Origin of the sequence: Gimesia sp., from assembly GCF_048260065.1 — a bacterium.
GTDB lineage: Bacteria > Planctomycetota > Planctomycetia > Planctomycetales > Planctomycetaceae > Gimesia.
This window is the reverse complement of record NZ_JBLXHC010000003.1, coordinates 141512-156048: the sequence shown is the minus strand read 5'-3', so window position 1 is coordinate 156048 and position 14537 is coordinate 141512. Positions and strand designations below refer to the sequence as shown.

The 14537-nt window shown below is 48.0% G+C and carries 13 protein-coding genes and 1 tRNA gene; 7 read left to right on the top strand and 7 right to left on the bottom strand.

Annotated features, from left to right (window positions below):
- Window positions 1-5 precede the first annotated feature (5 nt).
- Together ACN0YN_RS06805 and ACN0YN_RS06800 are read right to left on the bottom strand one after the other, a co-directional pair.
- Entirely contained in the window at window positions 6-170 is a 165-nt protein-coding gene (locus ACN0YN_RS06805; RefSeq protein ID WP_417384249.1) for a hypothetical protein, read from the bottom strand.
- Between the two features lie 83 nt (window positions 171-253).
- On the bottom strand, window positions 254-793 hold the full coding sequence (locus ACN0YN_RS06800) for a TadE/TadG family type IV pilus assembly protein (protein WP_417384248.1): 540 nt from the start codon (window positions 791-793) through the stop codon (window positions 254-256).
- Between the two features lie 307 nt (window positions 794-1100).
- On the opposite strand from ACN0YN_RS06800, the gene ACN0YN_RS06795 reads away from it, so the two are divergent.
- Both ACN0YN_RS06795 and ACN0YN_RS06790 read left to right on the top strand, forming a co-directional pair.
- A complete protein-coding gene (locus tag ACN0YN_RS06795; RefSeq protein WP_417384247.1) occupies window positions 1101-1646 on the top strand; it encodes a TadE/TadG family type IV pilus assembly protein in 546 nt (181 codons plus the stop codon).
- Window positions 1647-1703: 57 nt separating this feature from the next.
- Complete coding sequence (locus tag ACN0YN_RS06790; protein ID WP_417384246.1) at window positions 1704-2888, top strand: pilus assembly protein TadG-related protein; 1185 nt, start codon at window positions 1704-1706, stop codon at window positions 2886-2888.
- A gap of 357 nt (window positions 2889-3245) precedes the next feature.
- Here the strand turns inward: ACN0YN_RS06790 and ACN0YN_RS06785 are convergent, their stop codons facing one another.
- The gene (locus ACN0YN_RS06785; RefSeq protein WP_417384245.1) at window positions 3246-4709 is read right to left on the bottom strand and encodes an arylsulfatase; all 1464 of its coding nucleotides are present in this window, start codon (window positions 4707-4709) and stop codon (window positions 3246-3248) included.
- A gap of 139 nt (window positions 4710-4848) precedes the next feature.
- Between ACN0YN_RS06785 and ACN0YN_RS06780 the strand changes: the two genes are divergently transcribed.
- The 3 genes from ACN0YN_RS06780 (at window position 4849) to ACN0YN_RS06770 (ending at window position 9545) form a co-directional block, all read left to right on the top strand.
- The gene (locus ACN0YN_RS06780; RefSeq protein ID WP_417384244.1) at window positions 4849-5619 is read left to right on the top strand and encodes a zinc-dependent peptidase; all 771 of its coding nucleotides are present in this window, start codon (window positions 4849-4851) and stop codon (window positions 5617-5619) included.
- A gap of 145 nt (window positions 5620-5764) precedes the next feature.
- Window positions 5765-8083 (top strand): M48 family metallopeptidase, encoded by a 2319-nt coding sequence (locus ACN0YN_RS06775; protein WP_417384243.1) that lies wholly within the window; start codon window positions 5765-5767, stop codon window positions 8081-8083.
- Window positions 8084-8519: 436 nt separating this feature from the next.
- On the top strand, window positions 8520-9545 hold the full coding sequence (locus ACN0YN_RS06770) for a tetratricopeptide repeat protein (RefSeq protein WP_417384242.1): 1026 nt from the start codon (window positions 8520-8522) through the stop codon (window positions 9543-9545).
- A 101-nt stretch (window positions 9546-9646) separates the two neighbouring features.
- On the opposite strand, the gene ACN0YN_RS06765 is transcribed toward ACN0YN_RS06770, so the two are convergent.
- Window positions 9647-9973 (bottom strand): hypothetical protein, encoded by a 327-nt coding sequence (locus ACN0YN_RS06765; RefSeq protein ID WP_417384241.1) that lies wholly within the window; start codon window positions 9971-9973, stop codon window positions 9647-9649.
- Between the two features lie 1276 nt (window positions 9974-11249).
- On the opposite strand from ACN0YN_RS06765, the gene ACN0YN_RS06760 reads away from it, so the two are divergent.
- The gene (locus tag ACN0YN_RS06760; protein ID WP_417384240.1) at window positions 11250-11789 is read left to right on the top strand and encodes a Flp family type IVb pilin; all 540 of its coding nucleotides are present in this window, start codon (window positions 11250-11252) and stop codon (window positions 11787-11789) included.
- 154 nt (window positions 11790-11943) lie between these two features.
- Here the strand turns inward: ACN0YN_RS06760 and ACN0YN_RS06755 are convergent, their stop codons facing one another.
- From ACN0YN_RS06755 to ACN0YN_RS06745, 3 genes are all read right to left on the bottom strand, one after another.
- On the bottom strand, window positions 11944-13047 hold the full coding sequence (locus ACN0YN_RS06755) for a hypothetical protein (protein ID WP_417384239.1): 1104 nt from the start codon (window positions 13045-13047) through the stop codon (window positions 11944-11946).
- Between the two features lie 57 nt (window positions 13048-13104).
- Window positions 13105-13413 (bottom strand): elongation factor Tu, encoded by a 309-nt coding sequence (locus ACN0YN_RS06750; RefSeq protein WP_417384238.1) that lies wholly within the window; start codon window positions 13411-13413, stop codon window positions 13105-13107.
- A gap of 195 nt (window positions 13414-13608) precedes the next feature.
- A tRNA-Ala gene (locus tag ACN0YN_RS06745) sits at window positions 13609-13681 on the bottom strand.
- Window positions 13682-13960: 279 nt separating this feature from the next.
- On the opposite strand from ACN0YN_RS06745, the gene ACN0YN_RS06740 reads away from it, so the two are divergent.
- The gene (locus ACN0YN_RS06740; protein WP_417384237.1) at window positions 13961-14533 is read left to right on the top strand and encodes a DinB family protein; all 573 of its coding nucleotides are present in this window, start codon (window positions 13961-13963) and stop codon (window positions 14531-14533) included.
- The last annotated feature ends 4 nt before the right edge of the window (window positions 14534-14537 follow it).

The following is a 14537-nucleotide window of genomic DNA, read 5'->3' as shown; positions in this document are numbered from 1 at the left end:
GAAGTTCAGCGTTTTTTCTGCTGCTTTTTCTGGTCGGCGATCTCTTCGGTTTCCTGGGCTGACTTTTTTTTCCAGCGGGAAAGAACGAGGGTCAGTACGATCAGTATTCCGAGATACGCGCCCAGTATCTTCAGCAGCCAGATGAAAATTCCTGTCGCAATTTCGTTCATGTGCAGGGAAACTTGCCGTTCCGACTGAATGCCGAGATCAGTCGAGAACTCAATGAAGTGTGAAAGAGATAACCAGACAGCTGTTACTCTAATCCGGTCATAGCGCTGATTTCAAGCTGTTTTCCCGAAAGCGTGAAACCAAATGTAGATAAGAGGTTGGGAATGGGGGAAGTACCGTTCGAATCGGTTAAATTCGTACAGACTGTGACCTTCACTTCCCCTGTACCAGGCGCGGGACCGACTGGCGTACAGGGGATATCGCTGTTGCCAATCGTGACTGTGGTAACGGGAACAGGGCCCGTTTCAATGGTGACTAAAACGTTTCCTGTATTCGACGTAGCCGGAGAGACAACCTGCAAATCCAAAGAGTTAAGGGCAACGTACTGTTGAATTAAGTTCCCCACAGAATTGGTGGTTGAGCCTACTTGAGCTGCTTTGCGTGAGCCTTCAATCGTGGCGATTGTGACTGTCTGTTGCAGCAGCGCAAAAAAACCGAATTGAATCACTGCCAGGGAAACGATCAGAATGATGGGGAAGGCCAGGATGAATTCCAGGAGTACTGAACCCGAACGCCCCCCGTTTCCAGCTTTGCTGGTAAACCGTCTGTACCTGCAGTTCGACAAGGACTGTGACCGGCTTATTTGCATATTACGTACTTTGGATTATGCATGTGTTAACAAATGGAGACATTTGCTTCACACATGCTAAGTAAGGTTATCGTTGCCCGGGACTGATTTACTGAATTTGAGATTTTCAGTAAATCAACAGAGCTGGAATTACAGATGTCAGCCTGAATCTCTGCAGTTTATGGCCGTAACTCAGGTGACCGGAATCTAGGGAACGCAAATTGCTTGCCAAACTAGTATTGCAGCAAATAGTTTGCTGAAATTCATACAAGATTTGACTCGCAACAGAAAATGGGATCTGACTGTGCAGATAAACAGGCAACAGGTTAAGGGAACGATCGCAACCCGCGCGGGGGTAGTTGTACTGGAATTAATCCTGACATTGCCCGCGTTTCTGATCATTATGCTGGCGGTCGTGCAGATTTCTCTGATTTATGTCGCGATCGAACAGACCGCCTATGCCAGCCGCTATGCTGCCAAAATTGCTTCAGAAACATCTGCTGCCAGTATCAATACTATAAATACTGGTTCCCTCAAATCAACGATCGACAGTGTATTACGGGTGGGAGGGTTACCACAGGGGAGCTGTCGCGTCATTTTAGAGCACAACGTGGATAATGGAGGAGTCGAATTGACAATTGCCGATCCCGATCCGGCGGCAATGAACTGTAACTGTGATCCTCCTGCAACCGTATTACCCCAGGTCCCAGGTTCGTCTGTAGATGAATCCGTTCGCACTACGGTCTGTGTACGACTGGGGGATAACATTCCCGACTTTCTGTCAACCTTCGGGTTTTCCGTGGCAGATTTCGTTGTGGAAGAGTCGACAACCTATCTCTACGAACTCTGATTGCCACAAATTGCTAAACAGTTTTTGATGTAATTTGATTAGACTGATTTCAGACTTATGATGCGAATTCATTCGAATAATAAATTTCAGGAGAACCGTCGCGGTATTGCGATCCTGTGGTTAATTCTATGGGGCTCATTTCTGATGGTGTTTTTCTGTGTTGTGCTGGAAGTTTCTACTCTGTGGCAGGCACAGGTGGAGATCAACAATGCGATGGACTCCGCAGCACTGGCTGCTGCAAGAGACTGGGGCGTCAGCGGAGTTGGTCCGACTGATATCCCTAGAAACGTTGGCGTCGCTTACACCGTTTCTAATCCCATTCTGGGTGATGTATACACACCACAAACCAATTTAGGCACTGTGGGCGCTGGTAATCCCAACGCGAATGCCTCGAATAACGGAAATTTTGTATTTGGTGCAATCGATACGACAACGGACCCTGTTACATTCAATGGAAATGCAGACGTCAGTTGTGCAGCCGGTGACGTTACAATCAGGATTACAGATATTAGTAATGGCGGTAGTGTAGACCCAAATTCGATCCTCTTGAGCTTTGATGCGGGAACAAATCTAGCTATTGAATCAGTTGCATTTACTCTTCCAACCAAGACTGGTGGCCCCGCTAATGCATTCGCATACTTTGATGCTGCGAATCCCCCACAGGTATTAACGCCTGGGGGAGCGCTTCCTTACCCTCCTTTCAATGGTTTGGACGTTAATCCCACGAATTCTGGAGTTCCCGACTGGGATTGCCCCAATGGAAATGGTGACATTTGTTTTACATTTGAGAATCTGTTAGCGGCTAACCAATATCAAACGGTAAGAATCAATTTTGACGGAAATTCCTTCACTGAGACTGATTTTTTAAACTTTGGAGTTTCTACCAATAATTTAAAACCACCCGGATATTCTCCCCCTCAAGGTAATGTTGGAGACTCGTGGGGAGAATTTGGGGTTACAGCAGAGATTACTTTCCGCAATACGATTACCAATCAGACTTCAACTGCTTCAGCTGTGTTTGTGAATGTTCCAGCAGGCAATACTTCAGAGGCAACTTTTGCAGGTGGTGCAGCTGGGGGCTATCCTGCTGTCTTAGCACAGGCTACCGTACCAGTGCAAGGCTATTGCAGCTCTCTGTTTGGCGTCACTTTCTTTAACGTGTCTGCTTCATCTGTTGCGTATTACGATTGCAATACCAATCGGACCGCAACCGTGAATGTCAGCAACTTCATCTTTCCCTGATGCTGCTGCCTGGCAGTGCACCGAAAGAATTCCTGCCTGCTCAATTACTTTAAAATCACCAGGTATTTTAAAGTCAGTTTGAAGCAGTTCCTTTTGAATTTGAGCGCTGTTCTGGTTCTTCCACCTGATCAATGGTGTAACACATCTTTCTGTCTCCTTAAAAGATATTGGTTTCTAATCCGGAACTGATTCGTGCCGCTCTGTTTCTACTGAATGTATTACGTCGTCGAAGTAACAGGTACGAATTAAAAAACAGTAGAATTGAGATCTATCTGGAATTAAAACCATATCAGTAAAAAAAACAGACTGAGAATTCAGTCTGTTTCTGGAGCAATCTGGATGACAGGAAACAAATGGTTAAAACCGTGGTTTTCCATCACCGGGCGCGGGTTGTTTTTTAGGAGCCTTTCCTCCGGGTTGCCAGAGTGGATCATCCGAGTGAGCCTGCTGCATCATGGTCTCCAGCTGTTTGACCAGCTCCGGATGTTGATCTGCTATGTTTTTGCTTTCACCCAGGTCATTGTCAAGATTATACAGCTCCGTTTTGCCGGTCAGCATGGGCATCCGGACGGCTTTCCATTTTCCTGCCCGAACTGCCTGCTTGCTCCCCTGTTCGTAGAATTCCCAATACAGGAAGTCGTGCTGCTTCTGCTGTTCAGGATGCCCCGTGAGCGTGGGAGCGATGCTGACACTGTCCAGCCCGGGAGGGCAGGGGACATCTGCCAGGTCTGCCGCAGTCGCCATCAGGTCACCGAAATAGCCGATGTGGTTCGAAACCGAATCGGCAGGAGTTGTACCGGGCCAGTATGCAATGAAGGGGACGCGGATGCCACCTTCATACAGATCACGTTTCATGCCTCTGAGAGGACCGTTCGCATCAAAGAATTCAGGATCGTTACCTCCTTCGCGGTGGTGTCCATTATCCGAACTGAAAATGACCAGCGTTTTTTTATCAATATTTAAAGCTTTGAGTTTATCCAGAATCTGTCCGACGCCGGTATCCATGCGGGTCACCATGGCGGCCTGGCCTTTGTTCTGTTTCTTCCAGTCGGTGTTTTCATAGATGCCGTAATCGGGAACTTCCTGTCCGTCACCTACTTTACGTCCTGCTTCATTGTTGGCGTGCGGGATGGTGAGTGCGACATACAGGAAAAACGGATCTCTGGCACTCCGGTCAATAAAGTCGAGCGCCTCCTGCATGACCAGATCATGTGAGTAGTCGACTTTTTTTGTCGCCACCCCTCCCAGCCCGTCAGAATTGATCGTGGCTGGATCGACGATATTATTCAGTGAAACTTTTTTACCGTTCTTCCAGAGGAAACCGGGATAATAGTTGTGGGCATTATGCTGGTTCAGGTAGCCATAAAAATAATCGAAACCCTGCAGGTTGGGCAGCCCCTGAGTGCCTTCTTCACCTACACCCCATTTTCCCGTCAATGCGGTTTGGTAACCTGCCTGTTTCAGGATTTCGGCAACCGTCACATCTTCGGGTTTGAGTGATTGATTTTCTTTCACACGCGTATTACCTCTGACGCGGCAATGGCCCATGTGCAGGCCCGTCATCAGCACGCAGCGAGAAGGGGCACAGACAGTACAGCCCGCATACATCTGACTGAATTTCATGCCTTCAGCTGCCATCTGATCAATGCGGGGCGTTTTGATTTTTTTCTGTCCGTAACAGCCCAGATCACCATAGCCGAGGTCGTCCGCCAGGATGAAGACAATGTTAGGCTTTTCAGGTGCAGCAGCAGCTGTTGTCAGATCGGGTTTCAGGAAACAGAGTGATACGGCAATGAGTGTGAATCGGGCGAGATATTTCATGACTGCTTTCGATCGTATTAGATGCATCAGAAAAAAGTTCGTGGACTATGCTTTGAGTTCACTGATACTATAATGCTCCTGAATTCATCAACGAACGTCAAGCATACGATTTCAGATTCATGAACGAGGATTAAGATCCATGTTATTTACCTGGTGGAGGAACCGCAGACGCAAGAAGATACTGGCTGCGCCGATGCCAGACCACTGGGCAGCGATTCTGAATCAGAATGTCTCTCAGCTGTCCCGTTTGACCGAGGCGCAACGGACACTGCTGTATCAGCGTGTGCAGATCTTCGTCAAAGAAAAATACTGGGAAGGTTGCAACGGTTTTGAAATTACGGAAGAAGTCAAATTGACGATCGCCGGGCAGGCCTGTCTGCTGACTTTGGGGTTTGCGACTGACTGCTTTGACCGTCTGCAGACGGTGCTGGTCTATCCGGATACGTATGTGGCACGTGAAGAAATGCTCAACTCAATTGGCGTATTGACGGAAGGGACCTCCTTCCGTCTGGGGGAATCCTGGGGGCAGGGGCCCATCGTATTGTCATGGGAGAGTATTCGGGAAGGGGGGCAGATTCCCGATGACGGGCGGAACGTCGTGATCCATGAATTCGCCCATTATTACGATGCGATTGACCGGCAATTTAATGGAACGCCGCTCTTGAGTGATCCCGAAGAATATCGGCGCTGGAATGAAGTGATGACCAGAGAATATCAGAGGCTGGTTTCACAGGTACAGCATGGACAGGAAACATTCATCGATCCGTATGGTTCGACCAATCCTGCGGAATTCTTTGCCGTCTGTTCCGAACATTTTTTTGAACAGCCACGACTCATGCAGGAATATTCTCTCGATCTCTATGAAACGTTGCGCATGTTTTATCGTCAGGATCCTGCACGACAGTATTGAGTTAAAATTGTCTTAATGTGCCAGAATTGTTGATAGATTTTACGGATCAGACTACTTACTATATGTTGAGTAAAAGTTCTGTTCGTTAGATCATGTGGGGGCTCCGGGAAGTCTTCACGGTGGCAAGATTGAGACAGGAACCGTGATGAGTGATTCTCCCCCCCGTCGAACGAAACGGTCTGTTCAGACCCCTGCTAAGACCGACAGGTCTTCTTCAAAATCGCGGAAACGGGCCAGTCGTGAGACGAAGGAACTGACGCCCGGTATAATCATGCAGGCTTTTGAGGGAACGATCGAACCCGTCACGCCGACGCTGATGTATCGTTTATGTGCCCTGCTGGTCAGTTTCGTGATGGTTTTACTGCCGCTGATTTATGTCGCGATGATTGGTGGCGTGATCTGGGGTGTCTATTTCCACGCCGTCCATTCACTCGCTCTGTTCGAGGCAGGCAGTTCGAGTACCTCCACACGCAATCGAGGCAAGGGGATGATTCTCCTGCTGCTGGTCTATCTGGCACCGATCGTAGTGGGCGTGATTCTGATTATATTCATGCTGAAACCCCTCTTTTCGCGTCCTTCGCATTCTTCCGCTTTTCGTGCACTTAAACGGGAGAAAGAACCGTTACTGTTTATGTTTGTTGATCAGGTGTGTGACGCCGTCGGAGCACCGCAACCTGTGCAGATCAACCTTGATATTCAGGTCAATGCGTCTGCCGGTTTCCGGAGGGGCTGGTTGAGTATGCTGGGGAATGATCTGGTGCTGACGATCGGCATGCCTCTGGTTGCCAGTTTGTCATTGAGACAGTTTTCCGGAGTGCTGGCACATGAGTTTGGCCATTTCTCACAAGGGGCCGGCATGCGGCTGTCGTTTATTATTCGCAGTATCAATATGTGGTTTATGCGAGTGGTTTACGAACGTGATGCCTGGGATGAACGTCTGGAGTATCTGTCACAGTCCATTGATTTGCGCATCAGCTGGGTCCTCTATCTGGCAAGACTGTTTGTCTGGATCACACGGAAAGTGCTGTGGTTGCTGATGATGGTGGGGCATCTGGTGAGTGGATTCCTGATGCGACAGATGGAGTTTGATGCAGACCGTTATGAGGCACGTCTGGCGGGAAGTCGCTGTTTCGCTGCGACCAGTAAACGGCTGGCATTACTGGGAGTGGCAAACCAGGGGGCGTTGAGTGATCTGGGACAGTTTTACTCAGAGGGGCGACTGGTGGATAATTTTCCCGCGTTGATCAATATCAATCTGAATAAGCTGCCGGAAGAGGTAAAGCAGGCTATGAACCGGCATATCAGGGAGGAGCAGACCGGCTGGTTTGATACTCATCCTGCAACACTGGAACGAATTGCCAATATTGAAGATGAGGATCCAGAGGGGATTTTCCGGTTAAAATCACCAGCGACGGTTTTATTCAGTGATTTCAACCGCGAAGCAAAATTTGTCACGCGCGATTTTTATTATGGGGTATTCGGCAAGAAGATTCCCCGCGAAGATCTGCATTCGGTGGATGAACTTCAGGTCCGTCTGGAAGCAGAAAATGAGTCGCATAAAGCGGTGCAACGGTTTTATCAGGGGGCAATTTACCCGAACCGGCCTCTGCTGTTTTCCGAGTCTGCGGTTCAGGCTCCGGCAGATGCAAAGCAGTGTGCACAGGAACTGAAAAGCTATCGAGAGAAACAGTTGAAGTACCGGGAAAAGTATAAATCTTTCATCGAAGAGTATCGTGAGTTTGAATCAAAATCGATGAGTGTCTGTATGGCTGAGGTGGCAGTACGTGCGCGGCTCAAACTGGATGTTGATGATCGTTTTTTCAAGTCATTGACGAACTACGACAAAATCGTCAATGCAAAGCATGGGCTCGAACGGAAGAAAAGCGATACACGCGGCGAACTGGAAAAATATGAAACGCTGGTCGTTAAACGACTCGAACGAAGCCTGCAACTGTTTATGGTTCCTAAGGTGCAGACTCAGATCGAAGATGCTGCGCTCTGGGAACGAGACTTACCTGATCTGCTGCTGGCGCTGGAGGCGACCAATTCTCAGATCAGTCGTTTATGGGAACTGCACATGAATTCGGTTGCCCTGCAGGTGTTGTTACGTTTTTTTGATGATTTACGAACCGATGATAAATATTGTGAAGTCGTACTCTCGGAAATGGAGAAAATGGATACGCTGCTGAATTCGATCTACAATCGTTTTAAACGTCTGCTGTATCCGTTTGAACATTCTCGTGTCGATATCACGATTGCTGAATTTGCACTGGCAAAGATTCCGGAATCGAATCATCCAGGAGAACTTCTGGGGGCCTCAGAGGCCCTGTTCGAAAATCTGATGGGATTGAATCATCGTGTTCTGGGTCGTCTCTGCCTGCTGGCAGAGCAGGTGGAAACACTATTGGGTTTTGAAGTGTTGCCCGAGTATCAAGAAGCGGACTCTGACGAATCTGATTCGTAACAGGTCAGTCTGCCTTTCATTTTCTGCCTGTCTAATCCCCACGATCCAGAAGTGGGGATCGGATCAGATTCTATTGATGTTTTGTGATTTTGATGGTTCTGACCAGTTTCAATCGGCAGATTTTGCCGATCGTTGACTGAATGTGAACATATAGGGTCTGCTCCAGATGGGAATTCGAGAAGAGTTCCGGGATTCCACGAGTTCTTTCATCTTACGCTATTATGATGGTCGATAACTGAAAAGGAGCCCTGGTGTTTCGTAGGCAGAAGCTACCTAATAACTGTTCTCACCGGGGACTAAATTTAGAACGGATTCAATTTCGAGTCACTTTCAGGTCAGTAATACCTGTTTAAATACTTGTGTCTGCCCAGGATGGTCTGAGTGTTTCTCACAATGGATAGTGAAAAATCACAATTAAATTTTGTGAGGTAATGGAATGCGAAACTCAACAATGTGGACAATGGTCCTCTTTTCCGGAGTGGCCGCTCTATTGACAACGGGATGTTCTCACTCTCATAACGTGGTGGGATCAGGTCTGAAGTTGCCGATGGATGAGTCTCCCCAAATGGTGATGGCACGACAGGCTGAAGAAAAAGGCCAGTTCGTGAAGGCAGAGCAGACTTATCGTGTCATGCTGCAACGGAACCCCCAGAACTCTGTCGCCTTGCATCGGATGGGGATCGTCAACTCAAAAATGGGTCGACACGATGTAGCGACAAAATATCTGATGGAAGCAGTTAAGGTTCAGCCAGAAAACCCCAAATATCTGACCGACCTGGGTTATGCCCTGTATCTGCAGAATGATCTTCCGGCTGCTGAGATTGCTCTGGAAGAATCGATCAAGCGTGATCCCAGTACCAAACGTTCCTTTAACAACTTGAGCCTGGTATTAGGGCATCAGGGGCGGATGGATGAGGCATATCAGGTGGCCCGTTCTGTAATGAGTGCTGAAGAAGCTCATGCCAATCTGGGATACATCTGCCTGCAGAGAGGAAACCTGGATGATGCTGCCCGTCACTATCACCGTGCATTAGAAATCAATCCGGATCTGGATTCGATCAAAGAAGCCGTGGTGCAGGTTGCACAACTGCAGAAAAAGCAGCAGCAAAAAACCATGTCTCAACCCGAAGTTCAGATTGCACAGGCTCCTGTCACGGAATCAGTCGAATCAGACTCACTCGTGTCTGAAGTCGTGACTGTAACAGAAGAGGCTGTTCAGACTCAGAATGTTTCTGAAGCAGCTGAATCAGAATTCCGGATCATCACAGAAGCCGACGCAGAAGTGATCGGAACAATGGAACAACCTGTTGCACAGATTTCTGCTGTTCAGGAACTTCCAATTCAGGGGTTCGAACCTCCATTGCACATCAGCAATGACGATTACATTCCTTCAGTTGATAACACGTTTCTCGAAACGGTTCAAAGTTCGGAATCTGTGACAAACGTTCGCAGTGCCGAATAGGATCAGAGAATACCAGATATAAAAGCAGCAGACGTCAGTTGGCGTCTGCTGCTTTTTTTATGCGCACCTGTATCTTAAATTAATCCAGGGGAACGACTGTGCTACTGGTTTTCTTCCGGGGTGGCAGTTGCAGAAAAACGATTGACTCCCATCAAGGGATCGTTCGGGTCGATTTTCTGGAACAGTAATTTTCGTTTCAGGTCCGATTTTTTTTTCTTACTGCCTGTTCTCTGCACATACGTAGGAGTCAACTCAATGTGTTTTTCGGAGAAGGCGTTGAAATCAAAGAATAAAACAGCATTGATCTCGGTATTTCGCATATCGAGGACCATTTGCTGCGGTTCCGATTCTGTATCAAGATAAAAGGCGCCCTTCCGCCGTTTCCCCTGATGTATGCTGTAGACGGACCCATCCTTATTGAAAATCATGTTAGGCCCACCGGAGTTCTGCCAGCGACCAATCACTAAGTCTCGTTCAGACTTTTGACATGAACTCGCCAGACAGACCAGTGACAGGAGCACTACTGCTGAATACTTAATTGGCTTCTGATTCTTCATGGTTCTCTTTTCTCAACTGCTACATATAGCGCCAGACCAGTTCAATTGAAATGGACCCGATCCCTATTTTGGTCATGGACCCCCGCTCATGTAAAGATGAACAAGATGGGTGCTGTGAAAGTTTTAATGAATTAAGGTGGAATGAGCTGAGGCTCTCAGGCAGCTCCAGAATTGAAATCGAATTCCTGACCTGGCTACCAGGTTTTATGCTTCACGATTGATATGAGCTGTAAGTCGTTGAGTTGACTCGCATTTCTAGAGCGTATCACATTTCACTATAGCGTCTGTCAATCTAATATACTCGGTCCAAATTGACCTGGAGACGCTGCAGTAAAACTGGACACAGTCTAATCCAGCAGCTCAATTCCCCATCCACGATCCTCAAACTGAGCCTTTCTGCTGCTTATCCCACCCGATCGTCATAATCGATACGATCAGAGTTCTTATCAAAAACGTTAAAGCCGTTGTAAAGCAAACTGAACATTCCAGGGCTGTTCTCTAATTTCGTTGTGCTCAGACTGGGGGAAGTAGTTTTATTCCGAATTTATAAGTTATTTCTATTGTATGGTTTATGTCGATTGTCCTGGTTTTGATTCTGAAAACGAATTTATGCATGGCACGCATATTGCCTAATGTAACAAGCATGCCGGTTATTCCGGTGTTACTGAAAAGGCCGGATATGCCGGTTGTTTAATACAACAGATAACTGCTCCTGTCTGACGCGACAGGAGAGATCAATCGCATAGAGAGAGTGTGTGACGACCTGAGAGACCGTTACACAAATCGGTGACCTGAGAGACCACCGATGACTGATTGACTGAAGCGGAGAGAACTTCTGGTATTAACCCTGGTTTTATGGTGAGTGAGGTAATTGAGTTCCGCCTCGAAAACCAGAAAAGGAAAGCCTGAGAAACTTTCCTCTCCCGCTTTAGCCAATCGGCGTTTTTCAATCGAACAACAGTGTCAGTGACAGGGAAATGTCCCTGAGAGAAAAACAACTAATCGTGCAACAGCAGTAATCAACCCGGTCAACAGGCCGGTTGATTGTGCTGTTGATTCCGCAACGCGCTGGAGTGATTGTCCAGCGCTGACCATGCAGGCTACTCAATCAAAAACGTGTTACATCAAGCTAAAAAAGGAGCTTCCCATGCATCAATTTGTAAAACAATTCTGGAACGATGAAGGTGGATTCGTTCTCTCGGCTGAACTGGTTATCATCCTGACCGTAGCGGTCCTGGCGATGATCGTTGGCTTAAGTTATGTCCAGACGGCAGTCGTCAGTGAGTTTTCCGATATCGGGACCGCGATTTCTTCATTGAATCAGAGCTATGCTTACAGTGGATATTATTCGCGCAGTTACTTCGGGAAATTTAAAGCCTTCTATTCTGGATCGTGTTATTTCAATTATCCGCGCGGCGGTGCGGTTCTGGGGTACAACAGCTGCAATGTTGCAGGTAATGGTGGCTCTTATGGTGGCTACTATGGTGGGACTCAAGGCAGTTATTCCCGTGATCTGGTGCTGGAGCCAGAGGTAGTAGATCAGCCATGTGAGATCTGTAAACCAGGTACCATTCAGGAAGAGGTGATCGAAGGTCCCGATCTGGACTGTCCGGGTTGTGTGCCCGGAGAAGAGAAGGTGATCCCTGAACCACAACCATCACCCACACCGAATGTACAACAGAAATAATAAGATGTGGGCTCGCCGGGGCGCTTTACCCGCGGGACCCACCAGACCGGGCATGTGGTAGCCAAAGGTCGGTCAGTCTTTCCGATGAAAGAACTGGCCGACCTTTTTATGCTTACCGTAGATCAATTCACATTAGAACCGTTTCAATTCAGCTTTACTGATACACTGTGGCCGTTACATTGCAATCGCAGCATAAGAGCAGATAGTAAATCCCTTCCATGGATTTGATGAAATCTGCGTTGCTGATCTGGCCGATGAATTTCATTTTCCTGGAACATTCCGGACAGTCGGGATAGCAGGCATCTTGAATCCACGCTGGCAGTCCACCAATTTGAGAGAATCTGACCGCCGGCAAATGGAGCGATTCGGCAGATTCCATATAGTGCCGTTTGCTGCCTGAAAGTACGAGTGGTTTTGTGGGAAATGTACCCCAGTCGGAAGTATCATCGGGTAAATAACCAGGGCGTAAATTCGCTGTATGCCAGGAAGATTTTCCCTGTCGATCGACTTTGGAGAAGAGTGTCCCGTAGCAGGCACAGACATCACAAGTCGTAAAGTGCAGCGATTCCCCTTCCAGGTTCAAAAAAGAAGTTTCTTCGCTGGTCAGATCTAACTCCATTAAGGAAACCAGTTGCCGCTCACACCAGGGGCAAGATTGTTCCGCCGGAATCCCTGTTTGAACCGCGTTTAAATTCACCGTTGCCTGATCCGGTGTGACGAGTGGTAATGTGGTTTCAAAGAAAAGGTCTCTGCGTGAGCCATCAGGTAACAGTTCCCAGCCAGCCTGGCCGGCATATTGATGCGGTGGTATGTAAAGTGTAGAGATCCAGTCGGGAGGGACCTGTCTCCAGTCGGAAAACTGTTTTTGTACCACTTTATTACCGGCCCATGCCAGGCAGGTTAGTAAACTGCTCCGCTGCATCATCTCGTTCGACTCGTTCACGAGTCTGATGAGTGTTGTTGTCACATCCTGGCTGGCATCAAAATAGATCTCAGACGGCTGGAAAGTTTCCTGTTCGAGCAACGTCTGGTGAAAATCTTTGAGGCAGCCCGGATTCAGACAGGCCAGACAAGCCAGAATATTTTGACATTTCTTATCATCCGTGAGTGCCATCAGGACCAGGAATTCAACCTCATCGTTTGTCAGCCTCTGGTAGGCGTCTCTGGCCGCTTTTGAAAGGGTGGCATAGTCGTCGGGACCGCTGAGTTTTCTGTAGTGGTATTTTTGAATTGCTTCGATTGATTCTGATTCATTCATTCCCATATTTCCTTAAGCCGGAAGTCTGCAGCTGCAACCAGACGGATCAGGACAAACTCAGACTGTTTTCACGACCCCATGTCCTACCACTTTGGCACCTTCTCGAATCTGGAAATCCATACCTGGCCTGATGTGTTTCGAATGAAATTCATCCCAGCGATGTTGCGGAAATCGAACCAGGGCCCGAACGGTCATTCCCAGCTCAAGGAGTACTCCTTCGGGGAGATCTGGAAAGAACTGTGCGCCATCGAAATCATCTCCGTTGTAGTGAAACTGCCCTCGATAGCCACTAAACATACCCTGTTTGCGACCACCCTCTTCGGTTGTCAGGTAACGAATTTCAACTTCAATTTCTCGGAATTTCATAGGGACAGGTAATCAGTTTGAAGTGAGATGCTTGCAGACAGTGTTGCATGATCTGATATTACCAATGCAATGAAACAATGTGAATGAACAATTGTGCGTTTGCGGACTGAGAGATGCGACGGGCAGACGCGTTTCGATAGTGGGTGACGATGCAACAAAAAAAGCCACCTGCAAAACTATGCAAGTGGCTTTGAGTGGAGGATACCGGGCTCGAACCGGTGACCTTTTGGCTGCCAGCCAAACGCTCTCCCAACTGAGCTAATCCCCCAGAATGATGTTGATTCCTGCTGAATCTAAGGCTAAGGATAGAAAATAGTTTCGGCAATTCAAGAGCTGAGAAACAATCTAAATAAAAAAACGATCAAAAATCGTGCTGAAAAAACAAAAACGGGTTGTTCCAAGTGGAAACGCTGTGATGGTTTAGGCGATTTTACATCTGAACAGTGAACCCCGGGCGTGCTATTCCACTCCAAGAGAATGAACAGGAGCCGATCATCTCAGACTGGCTGGATTTTCGGGAAGTTTACTTAAACATCAGAGGTTTTTTATGGCCGTTCACACGATAGCTCGATTGCATGAACACCGTCGCTGGGTCAACCAGGGTTTGCTGGACGCGGCAGAGGCGCTTTCGGAAACACAGCTCCATCAGAGTTTTTCCATCGGTCAGGGATCAATCTGGCGGTCGCTGGTGCATCTGTATGCGGCTGAGTATGTCTGGCTGGAAGCGTTACAGGGGAACGAGTCTCCCGTTTTGCCCGGCGATCTGGCAGAGGCACTGCCGGGCAATCAGCAGGGAGAAGGGGGGATCAGGTCTCTGGAAGAACTGAAGCAGAAATGGAACGCACAGGAACAGAGGTGGATTGAGTATCTGGATCAGCTGTCTGCAGAAAGGCTGGATGACCTGGTCTGTAAACTCAGCACGAGCAGTGGCAAAGGACGAATTCATCAGACGCGTCGTGAGGACATTCTGTTACATGTTTGTACGCACGCGCAATACACCACAGCGCAAGTCGTCAACATGCTGCGACAACTTGACGTAGTAACGCTGCCGGCAACGATGTTGATTACCCTGGCGCGAACTCAAATGGCATCACAGACCGACCTGGATCAGCCGACCTGAATGA